The following is a 24,239-nucleotide window of genomic DNA, read 5'->3' on the forward strand; positions in this document are numbered from 1 at the left end:
CTCAGGAGGCCCCATTTATGCGCTACATGATGACCTACGACCTGATGGAAACTGCGCGAAACACCAACCAGTGGCTTGGTGCAACCGCCAGCGCGATGGCGTCTTATCCGATGTTTTCCATGGTGCCGAACCCCGCATTCAACTGGATGGCCGCCTGGGGTGAAGTGACCGAGCGTACGTTCCAGCGGATGGTTGCAAAGCCCGATTGGGGTATTCGCACGTTCACCTGCGAAGATGGCAAGGATCATCTGGTTGAAATCACGACCGTTCTGGAACGCCCTTTTGGTGATCTGGTACATTTCCGCATCAATGGCCGAAAAGAACAACCGCGCAAAGTGCTGTTGGTTGCCCCGATGTCCGGTCACTATGCAACGTTGCTGCGGTCGACAGTCAAAAGCCTTCTGGTCAATTGCGAAGTCTACATCACCGATTGGCATAATGCGCGCGATATCCCTGTGTCTGCAGGTAAATTCGATGTCGAAGACTACACGCTCTACCTTGTAGATTTTATGAAAGAGCTTGGGCCGGAGACCCATGTTGTTGCCGTTTGCCAGCCTGCGCCTCTGACCCTGGCCGCAACGGCATACCTGGCCGAGATTGAACCCAAAGCTCAACCAAGCACCCTGACGCTAATAGGTGGCCCCGTCGACCCGGACGCAACGCCGACCGATGTGACAGACTTCGGTCGTCGCGTCACCATGGGCCAGTTGGAAGAAACAATGATCCAGCGTGTTGGCTTCAAGTACAAGGGCGTTGGACGTATGGTCTATCCGGGTCTGCTGCAATTGGCCTCGTTCATGTCCATGAACGCAGATCGTCACTCCAAAGCGTTTTCCGACCAGATCCAGCGCGTCATGCGGGACGAGGCCTCGGACCAGGATGCCCATAACCGTTTCTATGACGAATACCTGGCCGTGATGGACATGACAGCCGAGTTCTATCTTTCGACGGTCGAGCGGGTCTTTAAAAATCGAGAGATTGCGAGAAACGAGTTCGTGGTCGCGGGTCACAAGGTGGACATCAGTAAGATTACCGATGTTGCGGTGAAGACTGTCGAAGGTGCAAATGATGACATCTCCGCACCCGGCCAGTGTATTGCCGCGCTGGATTTGTGCACCGGCCTGCCGGACAGCAAAAAGGCAAGCCACGTCGAACCCGGTGCCGGTCATTATGGTATCTTCGCAGGCCGCAGCTGGCGCGACAACATTCGCCCTCTTGTGATTGATTTCATGAACGAAAACGCGCGAAAACCAAACCGTCGCGCGGCCAACTCCAACAAGGTAGCCTAACCGACATGAGCGGGTCAGCGCAAAATGGCCTCGCCTATTCCTGTCTATGCGGCAACTTGCAGGGACGTATTTCAACCCGCGGTGTTCAGCAAGGTACACATGTTGAGTGTTTCTGCAATGATTGCCGAGCCGCTCAACTGTATTTCAAGCAACCGGACCCCGCACCCGGACCTGTCGGGATTTTTCAGATCGCACCGGATGAGATCGAAATCAGCACAGGAAGTCAGTATCTTGCGGCGATGCAACTCAGCCCCAAGGGCATGCTGCGTTGGTACGCCAGTTGCTGTAACGCACCTTTGGCGGCAACGCCCAAAACCGCGAAACTCCCGTTTGCTGGCGTTATCGTCGGCCGGGTTGCGGGTGGTGCTTCGGCGCTAGGACCCGTCACGACACGCGGGTTTGTTCCCCAACCAAACGGAAAGCAAAAGCACGAAAATCCCGGCGCCGCCATTTTTGGCCTGTTGCGCAGGGCCGCCGGATCGCGCCTGTCCGGGCGGTGGAAGTACACACCGTTTTTCGACCGGAATACCGGTGAGCCCGTGGTTATGCCAACTGTCATTTCAAAGACTGAACGCGCGACGCTTTACCAATAATCAAACCGTTGCTGGGCGTCCAACCAGGTTTGCAGCGCCTCATTGACGATGTCGGGCGTCTCCAGTGTCGGCAAGTGACCGGCCTTTTCAATAACCAGCAGTTCCGCTCCGGGAATGAGTTCTGCCATGAAAGAATGCCGTTTGACAGGTGTCAGAGTGTCGTGCGCACCGCACAGAACCAACGTGGGCACCTTGATGCGACGCAATGCGACCTGTTGATCAGGGCGGCGTTGCAGGGAACGCATCTGACGCACGAAAGTTTCAGCACCCAAATCCTGTGCCATTGCCAGCAAGCCGTTCAGGATGGGAATACGCTGCGGGCCCGGTGCCAGCGCGTCGGACCCTACAAGTTTCCGCATGACCTCCTCCAACCGGCCACCTTGCGCGCCAATGATCAGGTCTTCGCGACTGGCCGCCATTTGAGGCGTGTCCGCCTGCGCATCAGTTGCCATCAGGCACAGGCGCGACACACGTTCCGGTGCTCGGCGGATCAGCTCTAACGCCACCACACCACCCATGCTTAATCCAGCCAGTGCAAACCGATGTGGAAGCTGGTCCAGCAGACCCGAGGCGATCTCTTCGATACGCTCACCTGCTGAGAGCGGCGCAACGGTTACGGGTCGCGTCTGCGAAAACACCTCGATCTGAGGGCGATACAGTCGGGCATCGCACATCAGTCCAGGTAGCAGTACCAGCGGCTCGATCACGCAGGGGCTCCATATGCTCGGTATTCCGAGCCCTTGGGTTTGTAGTCAGGTTGAGAATTTATCACATTCAAACAAGCGGAACGTCACGGATAGGCGATTGCCCGAAAAGCCGGAAAGTCAGCATAGCGGGACCGTCGTGAAGCCGCACTTTCCTCGGGCTCAGCGCCCGGTTTCAGAAGGCATCCGCGTGGCGCAATGTAGCTGTCAATCCGCCGCTGCGGTTTAGGGCGCCACACCAGATTGAAAGCGCAGAGTTTCGGAAAAAACCAGATTTCGGAATAATCCAGGTGATCATGCATCCACCATGCCAGATCCCGCCAATCCCGGCCCTGCGCAAACTGATCCGCAAACCAGGGGATTACAATAGACGCCCCGGCAATCCGCGCATCCCCGTCCCCACGATCCCAGATGTGGCATTCCAACGGGTGATCATTTCGGGCACAGTTCAGTCTGTTTTCATTGCCAAACCTGTTTAGCGACGGTGAGCGATAGCCCGAGCGCACAGCGATCCTGCCAAAGGTCTCTTCCAGCGGGTCCAGCAGAGTTTCACAGAACGCACGTCCTGTCTCGATAGCCAGATCCGGATTGTCTGGAATGTTCTGTTTTTGGTGAAAGTTCCCGATCTCGGAATAGAGGAAATCGCGCATGAAGAAATACCGGGACAGACGAACGCGCCCTAAGGTCTCAAGGCTCCACATACTGCCCGGCTTACGCATCTTACCGCGACCCGAGGCCGCCATCATTCCACCCCCAGCCCTTTTAACCAATCCAGGATACCGGCCACAGCCGCGTCGGTCTGCCCTGGCGACATCAGGCGACCGGCAATAACATGAGATGACGGATCATCCTCGGGACCCATTGTCACCAGTTTGACGGATGCTGGCGCACCCCACGCTTCGGCGACCTCGTGTGTGCGGTCAGGGCGCACCACCTGATCGTTGTCCGAGAACCAGAACAGCACGGGCACCAGGGCGTTCGAGAAATCCAGCGCATAGACTTTTTCGACCAGAACGGACATCGGCACGACCGATTCCCACGGATAGACCGTAGACCAATATTTGTTCTTTTCCTGGTCTGGCCCCGACACATCGCGTTCGTCCCCCATCAGGACCGGTAACCAATCCCTCGCCCATGGCAAAGTGGGAATCCATGCCGCGGCCGTGTTGACCCCGAAATTCGGAGAGACAAAGACCATGCCGACAACATCTTCGCTGAGGCTGGCATCCAAAGCGGCGGCGGCTGCAAGCGTCGCACCGGTCGACGTTGAAATCACGATCAACTTGTCCCCAACAGCACGAGCGGCCGCCAATCCCTCGGCGGTGTCCTGCATCCAGCCCGAGGCAGTGCCTTCCGCCATGGCTGATCCGGTTCGCCCATGACCTTGCAGGCGTGTGTAAACCAGATTGGCCCCCAGCGCGTCTGCCACAAGGTCCGGCACTGGCCGGATTTCCTCGGAACTTGCTGAAAAGCCATGGATGTAAAGAACGGAATACGGGGTGCGCCGTTCGTTAAAGCCATCCTGCCAGATCACTCGTTTTTCGACACCCGGAACGATATCGTCAAACGCGGCTTCGGTGCTTTCGAAATAAACCTGTACGCCCTCACCGAACTTGCGCGGATCAAAGCTTGGGCTCAGGTTCACCTCTTCGCGCGGGCCAAACCAGTAGATAAGGCCGCCGACGGCAATCAACGCAAGGAACAAGCGCCCCAGAAGCCATCCCAAACGCCGCATCACGCGTCTCCCAACACATCCAGAACCGCCGCCTCGATCAAGCCAAGACATGCATCATCCGAGAACCTGTGATCTGCATCCTTGACCAAAAGAAGCTGCATGTCCGGCCCTGTTGCGTGGTCCAGCAACCGAACGGCCGTTTCAGTCGAAACGGCCGTATCCGCTGTTCCCTGTAGGAAACGAACCTTGAACGGCAGGTTCAACGTGTCGCGCAGTACAAGGCGCTGCCGCCCATCTTCGATCATCCTTTTGGTGACGATGTAAGGTTCCATGTAATCGGACGGCAACTCGACATGCCCGACCGTTTCCAGGTCGGCTTTCTGGTCATCGGTGAATGAAGCCCAATAGCCATCTTCCGTGAAATCCGGCGCGGCGGCGATCGTGACCATACCTGCGATCCGGTCCGGCAGGGCCTTGGCCAGCAAAAGCGCCTGCCACCCCCCCATGGACGAGCCGACAACGATCAGCGGCCCTTTGGTCAAGGCATCGACCGCAGCGACAGTGTCCTCATGCCAATCCCCAATGCAGCCATCCGTGAACGCGCCAGAGCTTTCGCCGTGACCGGAATAATCAAACCGCAAAAAGGCCCGCCCCCGCGCCTGCGCCCAAACTTCCAGATGGACTGCCTTGGTGCCTTCCATATCCGACATGAGCCCACCCAGAAAAACCAGGGTCGGCCCTGCCCCTTCGGTCTTGTGATAGGCCAGTTTTCGCCCTTGTGCTGTTTCCAGAAAATCCGTCGCCGCCATAAAACCCTCTTACGCTTTGGGGAACATCATGCACGGCAGCCCGTTGGTCGCAATTCCCGAATTCGGGGTGTCGTGGCGTCAGTGACCGTACCCTGCGACCCTTGACAGGAATTGCTGCACCTGCCACATCAGCCAGACGCAAATAACCCGCAACCGGGCGTTCAGTGGGCGCCAAACCGACGAGGAGAGCCAACATGGCCCTGGATTCAAAATCCGTCTCTCTCACTTTCCCAGATGGCAATGCACGTTCCTATGACGCAGGGGTTACGCCCGCGCAGGTGGCTGCCGATATTTCAAGTTCGCTGGCCAAAAAGGCCATCTCGGCCACCGTTGATGGCAAACACTGGGACCTGCAATGGCCGATCGAAGCCGATGCACAGATTGCCATCCACACCATGAAGGATGACGCGCAGGCCAACGAACTGATCCGCCACGATCTGGCCCACATCATGGCCCGCGCCGTGCAGGAAATTTGGCCTGCGACCAAGGTCACCATCGGCCCCGTTATCGAAAACGGCTGGTATTATGACTTCGACCGGGAAGAACCGTTCACGCCCGAAGATCTTGGCCTCATCGAGAAAAAGATGAAAGAGATCATCAACAAGCGCGATCCTGTCACCACCGAGGTTTGGGACCGCGAGCGGGCCATCGAGTTCTACAAGGCCAATAACGAGCCCTACAAGGTTGAGCTGATCGAAGCCATTCCTGGGGATGAGCCGTTGCGCATGTACTGGCACGGCCACTGGCAGGATTTGTGCCGCGGTCCGCATCTGCAACATACCGGTCAGGTTCCCGGTGATGCGTTCAAGCTGATGTCCATCGCCGGTGCCTATTGGCGCGGCGACAGCAACCGCGCGATGCTGCAACGCATCTACGGCGTGGCCTTCACCGGCAAGGAAAAACTGAAAGACCACCTTCATATGCTGGAAGAGGCCGCAAAGCGCGACCACCGCAAACTAGGCCGCGAGATGGACCTGTTTCACATGCAGGAAGAAGCCCCCGGTCAGATTTTCTGGCACCCCAATGGCTGGACCATCTACACCCAGTTGCAGGACTACATGCGCCGTCAGCAGCGCAAGGGTGGGTATGTCGAGGTGAACACGCCGCAGGTCGTTGACCGCAAACTGTGGGAACGATCAGGCCACTGGGACAAATATCAGGAAAACATGTTCATCGTCGAAGTCGACGAGGAACATGCCCGCGAAAAGGCCGTCAACGCGCTCAAACCGATGAACTGCCCCTGCCATGTCGAGATTTTCAAGCAAGGCCTGAAATCCTATCGCGACCTGCCGCTGCGCATGGCCGAGTTCGGATCGTGTAACCGTTACGAACCCTCTGGTGCATTGCATGGCATCATGCGGGTGCGCGGGTTCACGCAGGACGACGCCCATATCTTTTCAACCGAAGAACAGATCGAGGCGGAGACCGCCGAATTCATCCGTTTCCTCAGCGTGATCTACAAGGATCTGGGATTCGAGGATTTTTCGGTGAAATTCTCTGACCGCCCCGAAACCCGCGCCGGATCGGACGAGGTATGGGACAAGGCAGAAGCGGCACTTTTGTCCGCCACCCGTGCCGCCGGGATCGAACCGGAACTGAACCCGGGCGAAGGTGCATTCTATGGTCCGAAACTGGAATTCGTTCTGACGGACGCCATCGGGCGTGACTGGCAATGCGGCACCTTCCAGGTCGATTTCGTTCTGCCCGAACGGCTGGACGCCACCTATATCGGCGCCGACGGGGCCAAACACCGCCCCGTCATGTTGCATCGCGCCACGCTGGGATCCTTCGAACGCTTTATCGGTATCCTGATCGAGGAACACGCAGGCAAATTGCCGTTCTGGCTGGCCCCGCGTCAGGTCGTCGTCGCGTCCATCACGTCCGACGCGGACGACTATGTCGCCAAAGTGGTCGAAACCCTGCGCGCGGCAGGTGTGCGGGCCGAGGCTGACATCCGCAATGAAAAGATCAACTACAAGGTCCGTGAGCATTCGGTCGGCAAAGTACCTGTAATTCTGGCCGTCGGTCACCGCGAAGTTGACGAGCGCACCGTAAGCGTGCGGCGACTGGGTGAAAAACAGACTCAGGTACAACCGCTTGATGTTGTAACAAAAGAGCTGGCACGCGCCGCCACCCCGCCAGATCTGCTGTAACAAACAGCACCATATCCAAAAAAATCCGACCCCTCCTATGGGGTCGGATTGTAACATTTCACCCTTTCTTCATCAAAAACAGTGTATTACGCTGCAAGGGGGCAGGCCGCCCCATGACGCGCTTGTGAGACACGGGCTCGTGAATTCAACTCTGCCCATCAAGCCACTACCTTTGTCATTGTCACAAGCAGACATACCCAGTCATCAAGAGGATTACCGAGATGTCGAAAACAGCTAAATCCCTGGTTATCGCAACCGCAGTCGCAGCCGCCGTGTCTGGTGCCGCAACCACAGCAAGCGCACAGGCAAAAGAAAAGTGCTACGGTGTATCGCTGGCCGGCCAGAACGACTGCGCCGCAGGCCCCGGAACCACATGCGCGGGCACCTCGACCGTTGATTATCAGGGCAACGCATGGACCCTGGTTGACGCAGGCACTTGCGCCGACATCGAACTGCCAGCAGAAGCAAACGGCACACCGCGCAAAGGTTCGCTGGAAGCGCTGGAACGCGACCTGCCGGCATAAGATTGGCCTGACGATTTCAAGGGGCGGGCTCCATCGCCCGCCCTTTCCCTTTCGTGATCGAGGAACTGGCCCATGTTGGATGACACCCACCGGTCAAACCGCCTGCCTGCAGCGTCGGGCGTAGGTTACAAACCGCAACATTTTGCTCAGATACTTGAACACGCACAGCCCGTTGCATGGCTGGAAATCCATGCCGAGAACTATATGGGCGACGGCGGGCGGCCCTTAGCGCAGCTGCGCCACCTTTCCGAAAAGTTCCCAATCTCGGTCCATGGCGTTGGCCTTTCCATAGGCGGTGAAGGCGCGCTGGACCCTGATCATCTGGCCCGGCTAAAACACCTGGTAGGCTGGCTGAACCCTGCAAGCTTTTCCGAACATTTGGCCTGGTCCACCCATGACAGCCATTTTTACAACGACCTGCTGCCCCTTCCCTATACCGACGAAACTCTTGCGCGGGTTTGTGAACATATCGACCAGGTCCAGCACACGGTCGGGCGCCAGATGCTGCTGGAAAACCCGTCCAGCTATCTGGCCTTCGAGGAAAGCACCTGGTCCGAACCTGATTTCCTGAGGGAGATTGCCAGGCGCACCGGTTGCGGCTTGTTGCTGGACGTAAACAATGTCTTTGTCTCGGCCACCAATCTGGAATTCTCGCCGCAAAGTTATATTGACGCCTATCCGCTTGAAAAAGTGTCGGAAATCCACCTTGGCGGCCATGATGAGGATGAAGACGATCACGGTCATCCGCTGCTGATCGACAGTCACGGACGAGAAGTGGTCGACCCGGTGTGGACCCTGCTGGATTATGTGCTGGAGCGTTCGGGGCCAAAACCCATTCTGATCGAATGGGACACTGATGTGCCGGATTGGCCCGTTCTGCGAGATGAGGCCGTTCGCGCGCAATCCGCACTGGACCGGATACCGGTATGAGTGTTTCGCAATCTGAATTCCGCGCGGCCATGATGGATGCGTCAGCGCCCGTTCCCGGCGGATTGCTGGACGGTGGCGCGCGCCCCGCCGGTCGCCGGTTCAGCGTGTACCGCAACAATGTTGCGGTGTCGCTGACCGAGGCGATGCATCAGGCGTTTCCCGTGATTGCCAAATTGCTAGGGGCGCAGAACATGGATGGGCTGGCCGGGATTTTCCTGCGTCAACACCCGCCCTCCTCTCCTCTGATGATGTTTTATGGCGAGGCGTTTCCTGATTTTCTGGCCGGAATGCCCCAACTTGCCCATCTCGGATACCTGCCCGACGTGGCCCGGTTAGAGATTGCCTTGCGCAAGTCCTACCACGCCGCCGACAGCGAACCTGCGCCGGCAGACGTTTTAGCGGTCGAGCCCGAGCAGGTCATGCAGGCCCGGTTGCAGTTTGCACCGGCCATGCAGGTGATCCGCTCGGACTGGCCCATTCACGCTATCTGGCGCTTCAACATGGAAGCCGATGCCCCGAAACCAGATGCACGGGCCGAGGATGTGTTGATCACGCGCGCCGAGTTCGACCCGACACCCAATCCGCTTCCAGCGGGTGGTGCAGACTGGATCGCCTATATGCAGAACGGCGACACAATCGGCGGGGCATTTGAAAAAACGACTGCTGAACTGCCTGAATTTGATCTTGGAACCACTCTGGCACTGCTTCTGAAGGGTGGTGCAATAACCTCTGTGACTATCGAAAGGCCCAAGACATGACTGCTCTGATCTCAACCTACAATAACACCATGGGAAAACTGGACTTTGCGTCTGGCTGGTTGACCCCTACGCTGGCACGGCTGGTCTTTGTTGCGGTTCTTCTGGTCTATTACTGGAACTCGGCCATGCTGAAGATCGACGGATCGATCTTTTCGCCTTCGGCAGGTGCCTTTGGTCAGATTTTCCCCAAAGCGGCAGAAGCTGTTCTGTATGACGTGTCCCAAATGACGTTCTTCCAACGCATCGTCATCTTCATGGGAACGGTTGCCGAATTTGTGCTTCCGACGCTACTTCTGGTTGGACTATTCTCGCGTCTGGCGGCTTTGGGCATGATCGGTTTTATCTGGGTGCAGACCCTTGTCGACGTCACCGGACATGGCGTGAAACTGGGCAGCCTGTTCGACGCGGCCCCGTCCCTGATGGATCAGCGCACGATGTGGACCTTCCTGATGCTGGTGATCGTCGTCAACGGCGCAGGTCCGATCTCACTCGACCGGATCCTGCGCCTTAAGTAACTTAGAAATGCGCCTTGGGCTGGTCCGGTTTTCCTGCGGCCAGCCCAAGTACCCCGGCGACAGCAGCAAATGTGATCGGGAACATGGTGAAAACACCAAAGCCGAACGCGTAGTACATCGCGGCCGCCGACACCAGCAACAAGACCCCGGCAATCAACGCGCGCGCTGGCGCCATGGCCCCGCCCGCGATTGCCAAGAGGGGCGCGATAATCGAAATGGCTTGCACCAGATCAGGATTGTCGACCTGGCTTAGCATGCCTTCAATTTCACCGACATGGTCAACCACGACCACCTTCGCATAGCCGAAGAACCCGACGATCATGCCGATCAACCCGGCGATTACACCCAATAACATTGCGGCATTACGCATTGAAAATCCTCATTGTTGCTTTCAGGCAGATAGGCACTCGTTCAAGAAATGCCAAGCTGAGCACGGGTTTCAGCCGTCCAGCCCAACAACAGCCTGCCATCCGCTTCGATCAGTGGGCGTTTCATCAGGGCCGGATGCTCTCTCAAAAGCTCCAAAGGGGCCTTAGCACGCTGGGTTTCGTCCAATCCGCGCCATGTCGTCGATCTGGTATTAAGCAAGTCATTGCCGAACTCAGCAAAGGCCCGTGACAGCACCGAATCCGGCACACCGTCGCTGCGTACGTCAAAAAACTTGGCGTCTGGAAGTGATTTCAATGCCTTGCGACAGGTGTCACAGTTTTTCAATCCATAAAGCTGCATGTCTTTGACGCTCCTGCCCTTGCTTCCTTTTTAGGCAATCTTGCCCGTTTCTTGCGGTTATTCTTGATTTTTTACTTCACCGTGCAATGTTGAAAAAGGCGAAACGCACGAATTGGACTGTTCAGCATGCGCTACGCAGTTTTTTTGTGTGGTGACGCTGACCACAGCCCCCACCAATTTGTGGGACAATGCGTAAGTAGAAGGAGACACGGGACATGCCAACCGGCACCGTGAAATGGTTCAATACCACCAAAGGCTATGGATTTATTGCCCCTGACGAAGGGGGCAAAGATGTGTTTGTACATATCTCGGCCGTAGAACGGTCCGGCCTCACCGGACTCGCAGACAACCAAAAAGTTTCGTACGAGTTGCAGGACGGACGCGACGGCCGCCAAATGGCAGCTGATTTGAAACCACTGTAACGACTTCCCGCTAAACACGCGGTAGATCATTAAGGATGACGGCCAATTTCCGGCCGTTATCCATCCCCCACCGGTTTCGTTCCATTACCCTCGCGCGGGCTTGGCGTCGGCGTGGTTATTCCAGTTTTCGCCCGTAGCCACGATGCAAGATGTGCCTGTCGCGTAGGTGACAACCATTGTCCAGTCCCCGCGCTGACTTGCCCAGACTTCCATAACCTGTTCCGGCCCGCGAACACCCGATGCCACGCGCCGAACTGACTTTCCAGTTTCTGGTTCAGCCGGGGCGTCAGTTCGCACAGAACCTCAGCTATGGGGATTTGGCTCGCACAGGTAGGGCAAAACCAAAAACCAGACATAACAGAGCAAGGTTCAAAAAGCGGGCCATGGAACCAATGTAACAATTCCATGACGACACATATAGACAAAAGCTATGCAGCTTGTCGGTTCTATCTGCGAATGATCGCCTCGAACTCACGCCATTCGCGCGCCGTCATCCCCGAGTTTTCCTGCGTGACCGCCTCTCCTGCCAGCATTCGTTGCAGGCTTTCGACCATCTGGGCAGACAGGTTTACCGCACCCAGCCGATAATCCTCGAACGCCTTATACGCAAACGGCACCCAATCAGCGACGATCTTGCACATCGCCTCGGCATAAACGCGGATTTCATACTGAGCATGTGGGTCGGCACGCAGGCGCAGGAAGTGGAACAGATTATGCAGGTCCACCTTCCAATACCACTGCGTATAAACGTTTGCGGGTAGGTTCATGCGGGCCAGTTCACGGGCAAGCCCCTGTTGCCCGTCCTGGCTGATCATGGACTCGTAGTTGTCATAGCACCGCGTGCTGTCCGCCTTGAGGGTTTCCAATACGCGCGCGGCCTCTTCACCTTCCAACGTTGCCCCGCGGCCCTGATTGTTTACTTCGGACTGTGCCGCCACATGTTCAGGGGCAGGGATATAGAACTCGCGATCCAGAATTGAATACCGTGCCGAGTATTCATTCACGTTGGCGGTCCGGTGCCGGATCCACTGCCGCGCCACAAACACCGGCAATTTCACATGCAATTTGACTTCGCACATTTCGAAAGGCGTCGAATGCCAGTGCCGCATCAGATACCGGATCAACCCTTCATCATTCTGAACAGATTTGGTGCCTTTGCCGTATGAAACGCGCGCAGCCTGACAGATGGCGGCATCGTCCCCCATATAGTCGATCACGCGGACAAAGCCATGATCCAGAACCTGATGCGCTGTGTACAGGTGATCTTCCATTCCCGCCGAGACAACTCGACGCGTGGGATGCGATTGCGCGCGTTGCGCGTCGATCTCGGCCTGTTGATCAGGGGACAGCGGCATCGAATCTTCCTTTCTGGCAATGAGTCGCCTGCCACTATATATCGCCGATCCCGGCACAGGAACCGCGATATATGCCGCAGCGGACGCAAAAAACAAATTGCTGCCGAGGGCTCTATCGACACGTCGAGGAGGAGCGCTAAGCTCTTGGCAATGTGAGTCGAAAAAGGATGGCCGAAATGGCGTTGAAATATCTTCACACCATGGTCCGCGTGAAGGATCTTGAAAAATCCATGGCATTTTACGAGCTTCTGGGTCTGAAAGAAACACGTCGGTATGACAGTGAAGCCGGGCGATTTTCTCTGATCTTCATGGCCCCTCCGGGACAGGAAGACGCCCCGATCGAGCTGACGTACAATTGGGACGGTGATGACGAGTTGCCCGCCGACAGCCGTCACTTCGGCCATCTGGCCTACGGTGTCGACAATATCTACGAGGTTTGCCAACATCTTCAGAACAACGGTGTTACGATCAATCGCCCGCCAAGGGATGGTCGCATGGCTTTTGTTCGATCGCCCGACAATATCTCGGTTGAGCTTTTGCAGAATGGCGAAGCACTGGAACCAGCCGAACCCTGGGCCAGCATGGAGAGCAGTGGTCACTGGTGATCCGTTGGCTGATAGCGTTTGGGCTGGTCGTTCAGGCCAGCCCTGTCAAGGCCGAGCAATGCCGCTTGGCGCTGGCCTTGGCGATGGATATTTCCGTTTCAGTCGATGAGGCCGAAGATGTGTTACAGCGGCAGGGGTTAGCCGCCGCATTGATTGCGCCCGAAGTGCAAGAGGCCTTCTTTTCTTCACCTATGCCGGTTGCCCTGGCGGTATATGAGTGGAGTGGCCGCTCAACCCAAAATGTCGTCCTGAACTGGACAATGATCGATGATGTTGGTGATCTGCTGTTCGCATCCAGCCAGGTCAGCCAATCCGCCCGATCTGACAGCGGATCAGCAACAGCTATGGGCTATGCGTTGGCATACGGTGCAACCCTTATGGAGCAAGCGCCGCAATGCTTGTTTCAAACCATTGACCTGTCCGGCGATGGCACGAACAACGATGGCTATGGGCCGCAGATCGCCTATCGGCACTTTCCCTTTCAAAACACTGTCGTGAATGGGCTTGTGATCAACGCAGCCGATTTCGAGGGAGAGCTGTTCCTGATCCCTTTCTTCGAAAATAACGTCCTGCACGGGCCCGGCGCCTTTTTGGAAATTGCCACCGGGTTTGAAGATTTCGAGCGCGCCATGCGAAAGAAACTGAAACGGGAACTGAGCGGCTTGCAGATCGGTGCATTGCGGATTGAAGGCCCATGATACGTCGCGTGATCGTCTTACTGGCTTGCCTGATATCAGGACCTGCCTTTGGCGAATGCCGTCAGGCCCTTGCGCTGGGGCTGGATGTGTCGGGTTCGGTCGACAGCCGGGAATACAGGCTGCAACTGGACGGGCTGGCGGCGGCCCTGAGCCGCCCCGAAGTTGGCCAACTTATGTTGTCGGACGGCGCAACCGCCTTGCGTCTGGCGATCTTCGAATGGAGCGAGCGGGGACATGAACGGATGCTGCTGGAGTGGACAGAAGTACGGTCCCCCGCCGACCTGATCGCAATCAGTGATCGTTTGATCCGCACCTCGCGCAGCGCAGCGCCGCAGGGAACGGCGTTAGGGTCGGCCATGTTATTTGGCTCTTCCCTGCTTGATCAGCAAAGTGGGTGCTGGCGCCGTACGCTGGATTTGTCCGGTGATGGCAAACATAACCTCGGACCGCATCCACGTGATGTGAAAGCTAGTTTACGACATGACGGGATCACAATTAACGGGCTGGTGATCGGTGCCGACGATCCGAAAGAAGGTGATCGGAGATATGTTCAGGTCGGTGAACTATCAGCCTATTATTCAGCCTGGGTCATTTTGGGGCCAAACGCGTTCGTAGAAGTGGCGCTGGGCTTTGAGGCATATGAAGAGGCCATGACCCGCAAACTTCTTCGTGAGCTGGACAGCCTTGTTCTGTCTGACGCCCGCCACTGATCAATAGATATACCGTATCTGATCCGTCCAGTACCGTTCAACGCGACGCAGCGAACTGGTGATATCCTCAATACCGTCAAGCCCAAGCACCCCCCTGCCTTGCAGGCCTTCGGCGTGACGTGCAAACAGCTTGGACACGATATTGCGGATTTCTCTGCCCTGCGGCGTCAGGCGTACGCGAACTGAACGGCGATCAATCTCGCATCTTTGGTGGTGCATATAGCCCATCTCAACCAGTTTCTTGAGGTTATAGCTGACATTGCTGCCCTGGTAGTACCCACGGCTTTTCAGTTCGCCTGCCGTAACTTCGTGATCACCGATATTGAACAGCAATAACGCCTGAACCGCATTGATTTCCAATACGCCGACGCGCTCAAACTCGTCCTTGATGACATCCAGCAACAACCGGTGCAGACGCTCCACCAGGGCCAGCGCCTCAAGATAGCTGGTTATGAAGCCCTTAGTCTCTGGTGTGGAGACCTGCATTTCCATACTCATCCGACCCTCCAATTCAGTCGCGCTGTTTGACACACGATGAACCGAAAATCCGAAAAATCGGTTAAGCGGAACTTTGCCTTATTTCTGAAAGGTTTGCGCTATGTCTGCAATCAGGCTGGCAAATCGCGTCGGAGGCTGCACCTGCCCTGTAACCCATTGATAAAGGTCCTGATCGTTTTCGTGCAACAGCGCATCATAGATATCCAGACCGTCGGCATCCATGTCGGCCAGATTGCGCCCAGCATAGGCTGACAAAATAATGTCCATCTCTTTGATGCCGCGTCGCATCGACCGCATTTGCATGCGCTTGATGCGCACATCCCGGGGCTCGCTCAATTCTTCTGCTCCAGCATCTGACGCATTTTCTTTTCCAGACGTGCTGCGCGTTCGGAACATGCGCGCATCTCAGCGCGGATGGCGCGCAGTTCGGCCACGGCCGAGGACAATTCCGTTCCACCTTCGCCCTCACCCACAGGTGCATCCATGCCGTCGCCCTCGCCGGTCAACAACCACATGATCGAGACATTGACCATGCCCGCCATCATCGACAGCCTGTTGGCCCGGGGTTCGGACAGATCGTTTTCCCAATCTGAAATTGTCGCCTTCTTGACCCCAAGACGCCGTGCCAGTTGCGCCTGTGTCATTCCCGCGGCTTCGCGTGCACCGGCCAGACGGTCTCCGAATGTCGCAGAATCCGGACCATACCAGTCGTTTTCATCATTCATTCGGGTCTCCAATTCACTTTATCTATACGGCTTGATCGTCACTCTGACGCACCCTATGACAGTCGGGCTGAACATACAAACCGAGGCCGAGCATGAGTTTTCTGTCTGCGACACTGTCACGCGTCAAACCTTCACCCACCATCGCTATGACAGCCAAGGCAGCCGAGCTGAAGGCCGCCGGGCGTGATGTCATCGGCCTGAGCGCCGGTGAGCCGGATTTTGACACGCCCCAGAACATCAAAGACGCCGCTGTTGCGGCCATCGCAGCAGGCAAAACCAAATACACCGCGCCGGACGGCATCCCCGAACTGAAACAAGCGGCATGTGCCAAGATGAAACGCGATCATGGGCTGGACTATTCGCCGGCCCAGATCTCGGTCGGGACCGGTGGCAAGCAAACGCTGTACAATGCCCTGATGGCGACGATGAATGACGGTGACGAGGTAATCATCCCTGCGCCGTACTGGGTCAGCTACCCCGATATGGTGCTTTTGGCGGGGGGCACCCCTGTTATGGTCGAAACGACGCTGGAAAACAGCTTCAAACTGACCGCAGAACAACTGGAAGCCGCCATCACGCCCAAAACAAAGTGGTTCATCTTTAACTCGCCCTCGAACCCAACGGGTGCAGGGTATAGTCGGGATGAACTGAAGGCGCTGACCGATGTACTGATGCGTCATCCGCATGTCTGGATCATGTCGGACGACATGTACGAACATCTGGCCTATGACGGGTTCGAGTTCTGCACCCCGGCCGAAGTTGAACCCGGTCTATTTGACCGGACCCTCACCTGCAACGGGGTTTCAAAAGCCTATGCCATGACAGGTTGGCGCATCGGTTATGCCGCCGGCCCGGTCGAGATCATCGCGGCCATGCGCAAGATCCAGTCGCAATCAACGTCGAACCCCTGTTCGGTCAGCCAATGGGCTGCTGTTGAGGCCCTGAACGGAACCCAGGATTTTCTGGCCCCGAATAACGAGACATTCAGGCGCCGACGCGATCTGGTGGTTCGGATGCTGAACGAGATCGACGGCGTCACCTGCCCAACGCCTGAAGGGGCCTTCTATGTCTATCCGTCTATCGCCGGATTGATCGGGAAAACGACGCCGGCAGGGACGGTCCTTGTAGACGATGAAGCCTTTGCAACCGCCCTGCTGGAAGAAGCCGACGTGGCCGTTGTGTTTGGTGCCGCCTTTGGCCTGTCTCCGAATTTCCGCGTCAGCTATGCTACGTCCGACGCGGCACTGACCGAAGCTTGCAGTCGCATCCAGCGTTTTTGTGCTTCTCTGAGGTGACCATGTCCGCCGAACTGCCTGAGTATTACTTTCGCATACGTGAAAACGGTGCTGCGGTGTTTCGGATCGATACTGAAAACCGTCAGCGTCGGATCGAAATGGATCAGATTGCCGTCATCAATATCCGCAATGGCGAGGTCAAGCCGCACGGGCAGCGGACGCTGTCAGACCGGGATCAGGCCGAGATTGCCCAATGGATGGAAGAGCGCCGGGCCCTGCTGGCCCAGCGCGACATCGACGACATTCATCGCGCGGTCGACTATCTGAATCTGACCACGCAATGGGCTCAGTCCAAGGCCAGCGACACGCAGCTGGAGGATGTGACCGACAGGTTATTGATGGCCATGCACGACCTGCGTACGGTATTGGTCCGGAAAAAGGCAGATCGTCTGGACAAAGACTAAGCGGGCTCGGCTGATATCTGTATCTGCTGTACCGAATACATCCAAAACCGGGTCATGAGAAGCACGGCCGCGAAGGCGAGACCAAGCACCAGGCCCAGCCAGACGCCGATGCCGTCCATATGACGAACAAAGCCGAAATAATACGACGCCGGAATTCCCACGACCCAATAGCTGAGCGCCGCCATGACCATTGGGATCTTGGCATCCTGCAACCCGCGCAGCAGGCCCAGCGCAATCACCTGCGCGCCGTCGACCAGCTGGAACAAAGCCGCCATGGCAAGCAAACCGGTACCGATGGTCAGGATTTGTCCCCGCTGCGGATCATCTGCTTCCATGAACAGGGAAATCAAAGGCTCGGCACAAGTCAGGAACAGGATGATGGTTGCCACCGACATGACCAGCGACATACCAGTCACGGAGATTGCGCCCTTTTCCAAATGCGCCCTATCCCGACGACCCAGCGCATTGCCAGCCCGGATGGTCGCTGCATTTGATAAGCCCAGGTGAACCATGAAGGTGGCCGAAGCCAGGTTCAAGGCGATCCCATGCGCAGCCAGCGGGACCTGACCCAGCCAGCCCATCATCACCGCAGAAGTCGCGAACAGTGAAACTTCGGCCAATGTGGTCAAGCCGATGGGCACACCCAGCTTCCATACGCTGGCAAACATTTCCCAATCCGGTCGCCAGAACCGTTGGAAGAGGCTGTGCTCCGGCAACGTCCGGACCACGTAGATAACGACCGCAATCAGCGAAACAACTTGTGTCGTAATCGAGGCGATTGCCGCCCCTGTCACGCCCAGTTCGGGGGCGCCCCAGTTGCCAAAGATCAACGCATAATTGGTCAGCCCGTTCACAGCCGCCGCCGCAATTGTGATCCATAAAACGATCTGCGTTCGCTCCAATGCCGCAAGATAGCTTTTCAACACCATCACAATGAGGGCCGGAAACAATCCCCAACCGGCGACTCTCAGGTATTCGGCTGCGGTTGCAGCGACTTGCGGTTCCTGCTTCATGGCGATCAGGATCGGATAGGACCACCACAGCAAGGGCATGACAACCACGGCATACAGCAACGACAACCACAGACCCATCCGGGTCGAGCGGCGAATGCTGGTTTCGTCCCCTTCCGCCGCTGCTGTGGCCACCATGGGCATGACTGCCCAGCCAAATCCCGCGCCAAACAAAAACAACACGAAGTAATAACTGTTGGCCAAGGTAACGGCCGCCAGCGCCTCGACCCCGTACCAACCCAGCATGATGGTGTCGGTCAAACCGATCGCGTATTGCGCCAGATGACCGCCAACCAGTGGCAGGCCAAGAACGGCAATAGCCCGAAAATGGGCCGGGTATGTCATCACCTTTGTCATCGCTCCAGCCATATGCGCGGCTTTGGCGCGGGACAAGAGCGGATCGGCAAAATTTCAGATTGAGACTTTGGTGCCCGTCCTTTCCCTGTGGCCGGGCATTTTGATGCTCAGCGGGCGTCGGGATGCAACGCGGTGCCCAGAATATGCTCGGATCGGTGAATAACGTGATGCGCCTGCCCTACGATCAGCGGATCAGGCTCGCACACGATATCGTGATCCTTGCCAGGGTAATCCAGCGAGGACAGGAAGTGACGCATACAGTTCAGGCGCGCGCGTTTCTTGTCATTCGACTTGATAATCGTCCAGGGTGCATCAGCCGTATCCGTGTAAAAGAACATGGCCTCTTTCGCCTCGGTATAGTCATCCCACTTGCTGAGGCTCGCCTTGTCGATCGGTGACAGTTTCCATTGCTTCAGGGGGTCGGTTTCGCGGCTTTTGAAACGGCGCTGCTGCTCTTGCTGTGTAACCGAGAACCAGTATTTGTATAGCTGAATGCCCGAGCGCACCAGCATCCGTTCCAACTCGGGCGTTTGCCGCATGAACTCAAGATATTCGTTGGGCGTGCAGAACCCCATGACCCGCTCCACACCCGCGCGGTTGTACCAGGACCGGTCATAGAACACCATTTCGCCTACGGTCGGCATCTCCTGAATGTAGCGCTGGTAGTACCACTGGCCTTTCTCTTCCCAGGTGGGTTTGTTCAATGCAACGACACGGGCCTGACGCGGGTTCAGGTGCTCCATGAACCGCTTGATCGTACCCCCTTTGCCTGCGGCATCGCGCCCTTCGAACAACAACACAAACCGCTGCCCCGTTTCCTGCGCCCACAGTTGAACCTTCAAAAGCTCGGCCTGCAGATTGGCTTTTTGCGTCTCATACACCGACCGGGCCATTTTGCGGCCATAGGGGTATTTCCCACTTTCAAATGCCTGCCGGATTTTCTCGGGGCTGGGCGCTGAGGGGTCGGTGTCTTTGGCGAGCGTGGTCTTGATCTGGGTGGGTTCTGCGTTGGTCGTGGCAATGGCGTCCATACATCCTGTCCTTTTCTACTGTCCCGAACGGTGGCTAGCAGAAAGCTCGGAAATGCGCTTTGATTGGTATCAAATAGATGCCTCAAAAACCCATAGTTTCCAGCGCGGATCACTTGTTCCAATGCAAATTCCAATGCAAACGTCTTTTTTCAAGCTGAACGGCCATTCTTTCCACGTCAGGACATTGGGCGACAAAGCCGCGCCACCGTTAGTGATGCTGCATGGTTTCCCCGAATACAGCGGCGCCTGGGCCGATCTTGCGCCTCATCTGGCCGAACGCTTTTATTGTATTGCTCCGGACCAGCGCGGTTATGGCCAAAGCTGGTGTCCCGAAGGGGTGCAGAACTATACCCTGTCGCAACTGGTCACGGACATAGCGGCGCTGATAGAATCCTGCGGTGCGCCTGTTGCGCTGCTGGGTCACGACTGGGGCGCATCGGTAGCTTACGGCGTCGCCATGTTCCGACCGGAACTCGTAGATCGGCTAATCATTGCAAACGGCGTGCACCCGGTGCCGTTTCAACGCGCCATGGCCTCGGGTGGCGCACAATCCACAGCCTCTCAATATATCAATCTGCTGCGAGCACCTGATGCCGCGCAAAAACTGTCCGAAAACAACTTTGCGATGCTGGAACAGTTCTTTCGCCATGGTATGGGGCTGGACTGGTTGACCGAAGCTCGCATGGCCGACTACCGCACTGAATGGGCCCGTCCCGGTCGGCTGCAGGCGATGCTGAATTGGTACAGAGCCTCTCCGTTGATTGTCGCCAAACCCGGTGTCCCCGCGACAGGTCTGCCCGACCTGCCGCTCGACCGGTTGCATGTCAGGTGTCCGCACTTGTTGATTTGGGGGCCGGATGACAAAGCCCTTTTACCAGAAGCCACTGAGGGGCTGGAGGCGTTTGCCACCCACCTCACCCGTGTCACGATCCCCGGGACCGATCATTGGTTGCATCATCAAAACCCGAGGGCCGTGGCGCAGGCCATTCTGGAATGGACTGGCCTGACGTAATCAGGCCCCGCCCGCGCGCAACGGCAAGCCAAGCAGCCTTTGTCGCAGCGCCAACGACATCTTTAGCACCTTACCGGTGCCCCCAGTCGTCAGGGTTGTCAGAGTTGTTCGGCGACAAGCCCAACTCATCACCATCGGTTGAGCACCCAAGCCCCAGAACCGTCCGGTTTGCATATGAAAAATAGGAGCAGACCTGATTGATCTCGAGGATTTCTCCATCATCCCAACCTGCGTCGCGCAGGGCGCTGACATCCGCCTCGACCAGATCGCCCGGCGCTTCGGTCAGCTTGCGGGCATAATCCATCGCAGCCATTTGCGCCGCATCCAGCGGTGCAGCCAAGGGATCGCGCGCCTCAATCGCTGCCCTGATCGCGTTGCCGCGCGCCGCGTCACCCAGCAAGCGCTGAAGACCCGCAAAGTGATGCTCGACGCAATAGCTGCACCGGTTCAGCGAGCTGACCCAAACCCCCAGCACTTCCAGAAACCATTTCGGTATCTTGTTGCCCGAATGATGCAGCACCGCCTTGTACATGGCCATATGGCCTTCCATTGAATGCGGGCGAAGGCTGTGTGCCATCATGATGTTGTCTACGTTATTGTTCGGCCCGGTCACGCGCTCGTAGAGTTTCTTCAACTTTCCAGTCGCTTCTTCGAACGGAACGGTTCTGATCCAGCTCATTTATTCACCTCCGCTTTACCGGGATCAAAGGACGGGTTATCTGCACGGATTGCAAGCGGCTTGACAGAAAATCCACAACACCTCGCGTCCCTCTTCCCCCGGACCACATCACCTGCCATAATGACGGAAACCCAAAAACAAGAGCAGCACCCATGCCCGAAGATCTGTTGACGCCCAGCGCCACTTCTACCTATGACGCCTCCTCGATCGAGGTGCTCGAAGGGCTGGAACCGGTTCGCAAACGCCCCGGCATGTATATTGGCGGCACGGATGAGCGTGCGCTGCACCATATGTTGGCCGAGATCCTCGACAACTCGATGGACGAGGCTGTGGCAGGCTTTGCCAACCGGATCGAGGTAGAGCTGCATTCCGACTACGCCCTGACCGTCCGTGACAACGGGCGCGGTATCCCGATCGACCCGCATCCGAAATTTCCGGGCAAGTCCGCGTTGGAGGTGATCCTGTGTACCTTGCACGCGGGTGGCAAGTTCTCGGGCAAGGCCTATCAGACCTCGGGCGGCTTGCACGGGGTCGGTGCGTCGGTGGTGAACGCGCTGTCTGATTCGATGGTCGTGCAGGTGGCGCGGGACAAAACTCTCTATGAACAACGTTTCTCGCGCGGTATCCCGCTTAGCCCGGTCGAAAAGGTTGGCGCGGCCCCGAACCGGCGCGGCACAACGGTGACCTTCCACGCCGACCCCGACATCTTTGGCCATCACAAGTTCAAACCCGCGCGACTGTTCAAATCCATCCGCTCCAAGGCCTATCTGTTCTCGGGCGTCGAAATCCGCTGGAAAACCGCCATCGATGACGGTGAAACCCCGCTTGAGGCCTCGTTTCACTTTCCCGGCGGCCTGTCGGATTACCTGAAAGAGACAATGAACGGCTCGTCCACCTATGCCGAGCAACCCTTTGCGGGCACCGTCGATTTCAACGAGAAATTCGGTACCCCCGGCAAGGTCGAATGGGCCATCAACTGGACACCGTCGCGTGACGGGTTCATCCAGTCCTATTGTAACACCGTTCCCACCCCCGAAGGTGGAACCCATGTGGCCGGTTTCTGGGCTGCGATCCTTAAGGGGATCAAGGCCTATGGCGAGTTGATCAACAACAAGAAAGCCGCGCAGATCACCCGCGACGACCTGTTGACCGGTGGCTGCGCGCTGGTGTCGTGCTTTATCTCTGAGCCGGAATTCGTGGGCCAGACCAAAGACCGTCTGGCTACGGTCGAGGCGCAGCGGCTGGTCGAAAACGCGGTCCGCGACCATTTCGACAATTGGCTGGCGGCTGGAACGAAATCCGCCGGTGCGATCCTCGATTTCCTCATCCTGCGGTCTGAGGAACGCCTGCGCCGTCGGGCCGAGAAGGAAACACAACGCAAGTCCGCCACTAAGAAACTTCGTCTTCCCGGCAAGTTGGTGGACTGTTCCAGTTCAACACGCGACGGCACGGAATTATTCATCGTCGAGGGCGATTCTGCGGGCGGCTCGGCCAAGATGGGCCGCGACCGCAAAACGCAAGCCCTGTTGCCCCTGCGCGGCAAGATCCTGAACGTGCTGGGCGCGGCCAGTTCCAAACTGGGCACCAATGCCGAGATCAGCGATCTGACACAGGCGCTGGGTGTCGGACTTGGCACCAAGTTCAACGTCGACGACCTGCGCTATGACAAGGTCATCATCATGACCGACGCGGATGTGGACGGGGCGCATATCGCCGCGCTGCTGATGACGTTCTTCTTTACCCAGATGCGCCCTATGATTGACGCGGGCCACCTGTATCTGGCCTGCCCGCCTTTGTACCGCCTGACGCAGGGCGCCAAACGCGTCTATTGTCTGGACGAGGCCGAGCGCGACGAATGGCTGAAGAAAGGTCTAGGCGGCAAGGGCAAGATCGACGTGTCCCGCTTTAAGGGTCTGGGCGAGATGGACGCCAAGGACCTGAAAGAGACCACGATGGACCCCAAATCCCGAAAATTGATCCGGGTCACCATCGACGAGGATGAACCCGGCGAGACCGGCGACCTTGTCGAGCGTCTGATGGGCAAAAAACCCGAACTGCGGTTCCAGTACATTCAGGAGAACGCGCGGTTTGTGGAGGAGTTGGATGTTTAAATAGATGAGAACAAAGTGGATTTCTATACGAAGGCTCAAAGAGCATGAGTTCCAAACCACTCTGAAGTACATAAGAGAAACTGGAGAAAGCTGGCACAACGTCTATGTCCGATTGGGGCAGCTACAGAGTGACGTTACTAAAAAGGTGGTGAAATTACTGACGACTGTTTTGGTATTCTACCTAATTCTAATTTCTTTTGCAGATACTGATAAAGTAGTTGTGACGTTTTACGGTGTTACCGCATCCGTACCCACAGGATATGTAACTGTAACCGCAAGTCTCTTTCTTTTCTTGATCGCGCAGCATTTTCAATCTTTTTGGATGGTAATGCAGATCAGAGTTAGGGAGGGACTACGAGTAAAGCTACCCGGTTTCAGTATGAATTCGTACGGTTTTTACCACGATCAAGATGAGATGGCTCTTGTTACACCAGTTGTTCTAAATAATTTTTTTAAACCGCGCTTCGGGGTGCCAACAGTTTTATCATTCCTTTCTTTATCTGTTTTTTCTCAGTGGCATTTCCGTTCTTTGGAATGTGGTATTACTTAGCTGATCTACAGTTCCACATTCTAGTTTCGGAACCAGTCGGCACACTAAGCCGGGCTGCGTCGGCTTTTGGATTATTTACTCTGTTTGTCACCATTGCG

General features: G+C 56.8%; 30 protein-coding genes. 16 read left to right on the top strand and 14 right to left on the bottom strand.

Annotated features, from left to right (window positions below):
* Window positions 1-17: 17 nt before the first annotated feature.
* Together phaZ and ACR0NZ_RS06220 are read left to right on the top strand one after the other, a co-directional pair.
* A complete protein-coding gene (phaZ, locus tag ACR0NZ_RS06215; RefSeq protein WP_480517573.1) occupies window positions 18-1,289 on the top strand; it encodes a polyhydroxyalkanoate depolymerase in 1,272 nt (423 codons plus the stop codon).
* Between the two features lie 5 nt (window positions 1,290-1,294).
* Window positions 1,295-1,882, top strand: coding sequence for a DUF6151 family protein (locus ACR0NZ_RS06220; RefSeq protein ID WP_480517575.1), 588 nt, complete (start codon window positions 1,295-1,297; stop codon window positions 1,880-1,882).
* Here ACR0NZ_RS06220 and ACR0NZ_RS06225 read toward each other — a convergent pair.
* From ACR0NZ_RS06225 to ACR0NZ_RS06240, 4 genes are all read right to left on the bottom strand, one after another.
* Window positions 1,873-2,589, bottom strand: a complete 717-nt coding sequence (locus ACR0NZ_RS06225) for an alpha/beta fold hydrolase (protein ID WP_480517577.1) — start codon at window positions 2,587-2,589, stop codon at window positions 1,873-1,875. The two genes, ACR0NZ_RS06220 and ACR0NZ_RS06225, sit on opposite strands and share 10 nt — an antisense overlap.
* 83 nt (window positions 2,590-2,672) lie before the next feature.
* Window positions 2,673-3,287, bottom strand: coding sequence for a hypothetical protein (locus tag ACR0NZ_RS06230; RefSeq protein WP_480517772.1), 615 nt, complete (start codon window positions 3,285-3,287; stop codon window positions 2,673-2,675).
* Window positions 3,288-3,328: 41 nt separating this feature from the next.
* Window positions 3,329-4,321: an alpha/beta hydrolase gene (locus tag ACR0NZ_RS06235; RefSeq protein ID WP_480517579.1), complete on the bottom strand. Its 993-nt coding sequence runs from the start codon at window positions 4,319-4,321 to the stop codon at window positions 3,329-3,331.
* A complete protein-coding gene (locus tag ACR0NZ_RS06240; protein ID WP_480473458.1) occupies window positions 4,321-5,070 on the bottom strand; it encodes an alpha/beta fold hydrolase in 750 nt (249 codons plus the stop codon). Before ACR0NZ_RS06240 ends, ACR0NZ_RS06235 begins: the two co-directional genes overlap by 1 nt.
* 194 nt (window positions 5,071-5,264) lie before the next feature.
* Here ACR0NZ_RS06240 and thrS point away from each other — a divergent pair, with 194 nt between their 5' ends.
* The 5 genes from thrS (at window position 5,265) to ACR0NZ_RS06265 (ending at window position 9,950) form a co-directional block, all read left to right on the top strand.
* Window positions 5,265-7,223 (top strand): threonine--tRNA ligase, encoded by a 1,959-nt coding sequence (thrS, locus tag ACR0NZ_RS06245; RefSeq protein ID WP_480473459.1) that lies wholly within the window; start codon window positions 5,265-5,267, stop codon window positions 7,221-7,223.
* Window positions 7,224-7,444: 221 nt separating this feature from the next.
* Window positions 7,445-7,747 carry a BufA1 family periplasmic bufferin-type metallophore gene (locus tag ACR0NZ_RS06250; protein ID WP_267365389.1) on the top strand — a complete coding sequence of 101 codons (303 nt, stop codon included), beginning with the start codon at window positions 7,445-7,447 and terminating at the stop codon, window positions 7,745-7,747.
* 72 nt (window positions 7,748-7,819) lie between these two features.
* On the top strand, window positions 7,820-8,677 hold the full coding sequence (bufB, locus tag ACR0NZ_RS06255; RefSeq protein WP_480517581.1) for an MNIO family bufferin maturase: 858 nt from the start codon (window positions 7,820-7,822) through the stop codon (window positions 8,675-8,677).
* Window positions 8,674-9,435, top strand: coding sequence for an HvfC/BufC family peptide modification chaperone (locus tag ACR0NZ_RS06260; protein ID WP_480473461.1), 762 nt, complete (start codon window positions 8,674-8,676; stop codon window positions 9,433-9,435). Before bufB ends, ACR0NZ_RS06260 begins: the two co-directional genes overlap by 4 nt.
* The gene (locus tag ACR0NZ_RS06265; protein WP_480473462.1) at window positions 9,432-9,950 is read left to right on the top strand and encodes a DoxX family protein; all 519 of its coding nucleotides are present in this window, start codon (window positions 9,432-9,434) and stop codon (window positions 9,948-9,950) included. Before ACR0NZ_RS06260 ends, ACR0NZ_RS06265 begins: the two co-directional genes overlap by 4 nt.
* A 1-nt stretch (window position 9,951) precedes the next feature.
* Here the strand turns inward: ACR0NZ_RS06265 and ACR0NZ_RS06270 are convergent, their stop codons facing one another.
* Window positions 9,952-10,320 carry a hypothetical protein gene (locus ACR0NZ_RS06270; RefSeq protein ID WP_480473463.1) on the bottom strand — a complete coding sequence of 123 codons (369 nt, stop codon included), beginning with the start codon at window positions 10,318-10,320 and terminating at the stop codon, window positions 9,952-9,954.
* Window positions 10,321-10,361: 41 nt separating this feature from the next.
* Window positions 10,362-10,679, bottom strand: coding sequence for an ArsC/Spx/MgsR family protein (locus ACR0NZ_RS06275; RefSeq protein WP_480473464.1), 318 nt, complete (start codon window positions 10,677-10,679; stop codon window positions 10,362-10,364).
* 215 nt (window positions 10,680-10,894) lie between these two features.
* On the opposite strand from ACR0NZ_RS06275, the gene ACR0NZ_RS06280 reads away from it, so the two are divergent.
* Window positions 10,895-11,101 (top strand): cold-shock protein, encoded by a 207-nt coding sequence (locus ACR0NZ_RS06280; protein ID WP_008758035.1) that lies wholly within the window; start codon window positions 10,895-10,897, stop codon window positions 11,099-11,101.
* 84 nt (window positions 11,102-11,185) lie between these two features.
* Here ACR0NZ_RS06280 and ACR0NZ_RS06285 read toward each other — a convergent pair whose 3' ends face one another.
* Together ACR0NZ_RS06285 and thyX are read right to left on the bottom strand one after the other, a co-directional pair.
* A complete protein-coding gene (locus ACR0NZ_RS06285) occupies window positions 11,186-11,398 on the bottom strand; it encodes a hypothetical protein (RefSeq protein WP_480517583.1) in 213 nt (70 codons plus the stop codon).
* A 149-nt stretch (window positions 11,399-11,547) separates the two neighbouring features.
* A complete protein-coding gene (gene thyX / locus ACR0NZ_RS06290; protein ID WP_480517585.1) occupies window positions 11,548-12,456 on the bottom strand; it encodes an FAD-dependent thymidylate synthase in 909 nt (302 codons plus the stop codon).
* A gap of 176 nt (window positions 12,457-12,632) precedes the next feature.
* Between thyX and ACR0NZ_RS06295 the strand changes: the two genes are divergently transcribed.
* The 3 genes from ACR0NZ_RS06295 to ACR0NZ_RS06305 are packed head-to-tail and all read left to right on the top strand — an operon-like array spanning window position 12,633 to window position 14,469.
* Window positions 12,633-13,061: a VOC family protein gene (locus ACR0NZ_RS06295; protein WP_209503395.1), complete on the top strand. Its 429-nt coding sequence runs from the start codon at window positions 12,633-12,635 to the stop codon at window positions 13,059-13,061.
* Entirely contained in the window at window positions 13,058-13,759 is a 702-nt protein-coding gene (locus ACR0NZ_RS06300; RefSeq protein WP_480517587.1) for a DUF1194 domain-containing protein, read from the top strand. The genes ACR0NZ_RS06295 and ACR0NZ_RS06300 overlap by 4 nt, the downstream gene beginning before the upstream one ends.
* Window positions 13,756-14,469 (top strand): DUF1194 domain-containing protein, encoded by a 714-nt coding sequence (locus ACR0NZ_RS06305; protein ID WP_480517590.1) that lies wholly within the window; start codon window positions 13,756-13,758, stop codon window positions 14,467-14,469. The genes ACR0NZ_RS06300 and ACR0NZ_RS06305 overlap by 4 nt, the downstream gene beginning before the upstream one ends.
* Here the strand turns inward: ACR0NZ_RS06305 and ACR0NZ_RS06310 are convergent, their stop codons facing one another.
* The 3 genes from ACR0NZ_RS06310 to ACR0NZ_RS06320 form a co-directional block, all read right to left on the bottom strand.
* A complete protein-coding gene (locus tag ACR0NZ_RS06310; protein ID WP_480517592.1) occupies window positions 14,470-14,967 on the bottom strand; it encodes a MarR family winged helix-turn-helix transcriptional regulator in 498 nt (165 codons plus the stop codon).
* Window positions 14,968-15,045: 78 nt separating this feature from the next.
* Window positions 15,046-15,270 (bottom strand): succinate dehydrogenase assembly factor 2, encoded by a 225-nt coding sequence (locus ACR0NZ_RS06315; RefSeq protein WP_480517774.1) that lies wholly within the window; start codon window positions 15,268-15,270, stop codon window positions 15,046-15,048.
* Window positions 15,271-15,299: 29 nt separating this feature from the next.
* Window positions 15,300-15,692 (bottom strand): helix-turn-helix domain-containing protein, encoded by a 393-nt coding sequence (locus ACR0NZ_RS06320; RefSeq protein WP_480473470.1) that lies wholly within the window; start codon window positions 15,690-15,692, stop codon window positions 15,300-15,302.
* Between the two features lie 92 nt (window positions 15,693-15,784).
* On the opposite strand from ACR0NZ_RS06320, the gene ACR0NZ_RS06325 reads away from it, so the two are divergent.
* Window positions 15,785-16,987 (top strand): pyridoxal phosphate-dependent aminotransferase, encoded by a 1,203-nt coding sequence (locus ACR0NZ_RS06325; protein WP_480517594.1) that lies wholly within the window; start codon window positions 15,785-15,787, stop codon window positions 16,985-16,987.
* Between the two features lie 2 nt (window positions 16,988-16,989).
* Window positions 16,990-17,391, top strand: coding sequence for a hypothetical protein (locus tag ACR0NZ_RS06330; protein WP_480473472.1), 402 nt, complete (start codon window positions 16,990-16,992; stop codon window positions 17,389-17,391).
* Here ACR0NZ_RS06330 and ACR0NZ_RS06335 read toward each other — a convergent pair.
* Together ACR0NZ_RS06335 and ppk2 are read right to left on the bottom strand one after the other, a co-directional pair.
* Complete coding sequence (locus ACR0NZ_RS06335; protein ID WP_480476787.1) at window positions 17,388-18,758, bottom strand: MATE family efflux transporter; 1,371 nt, start codon at window positions 18,756-18,758, stop codon at window positions 17,388-17,390. The genes ACR0NZ_RS06330 and ACR0NZ_RS06335 overlap by 4 nt on opposite strands.
* 107 nt (window positions 18,759-18,865) lie before the next feature.
* Window positions 18,866-19,789: a polyphosphate kinase 2 gene (gene ppk2, locus ACR0NZ_RS06340; RefSeq protein ID WP_480473473.1), complete on the bottom strand. Its 924-nt coding sequence runs from the start codon at window positions 19,787-19,789 to the stop codon at window positions 18,866-18,868.
* A 133-nt stretch (window positions 19,790-19,922) separates the two neighbouring features.
* Here ppk2 and ACR0NZ_RS06345 point away from each other — a divergent pair, with 133 nt between their 5' ends.
* A complete protein-coding gene (locus ACR0NZ_RS06345) occupies window positions 19,923-20,801 on the top strand; it encodes an alpha/beta fold hydrolase (protein ID WP_480517596.1) in 879 nt (292 codons plus the stop codon).
* Between the two features lie 70 nt (window positions 20,802-20,871).
* On the opposite strand, the gene ACR0NZ_RS06350 is transcribed toward ACR0NZ_RS06345, so the two are convergent.
* The gene (locus ACR0NZ_RS06350) at window positions 20,872-21,480 is read right to left on the bottom strand and encodes a carboxymuconolactone decarboxylase family protein (protein WP_480517598.1); all 609 of its coding nucleotides are present in this window, start codon (window positions 21,478-21,480) and stop codon (window positions 20,872-20,874) included.
* Between the two features lie 152 nt (window positions 21,481-21,632).
* Here ACR0NZ_RS06350 and parE point away from each other — a divergent pair, with 152 nt between their 5' ends.
* Together parE and ACR0NZ_RS06360 are read left to right on the top strand one after the other, a co-directional pair.
* Window positions 21,633-23,591: a DNA topoisomerase IV subunit B gene (gene parE, locus ACR0NZ_RS06355; RefSeq protein ID WP_480517600.1), complete on the top strand. Its 1,959-nt coding sequence runs from the start codon at window positions 21,633-21,635 to the stop codon at window positions 23,589-23,591.
* A 4-nt stretch (window positions 23,592-23,595) separates the two neighbouring features.
* Complete coding sequence (locus tag ACR0NZ_RS06360) at window positions 23,596-24,141, top strand: hypothetical protein (protein WP_480517602.1); 546 nt, start codon at window positions 23,596-23,598, stop codon at window positions 24,139-24,141.
* Window positions 24,142-24,239: the final 98 nt, after the last annotated feature.

The organism is Ruegeria sp. AE3, from assembly GCF_056542225.1.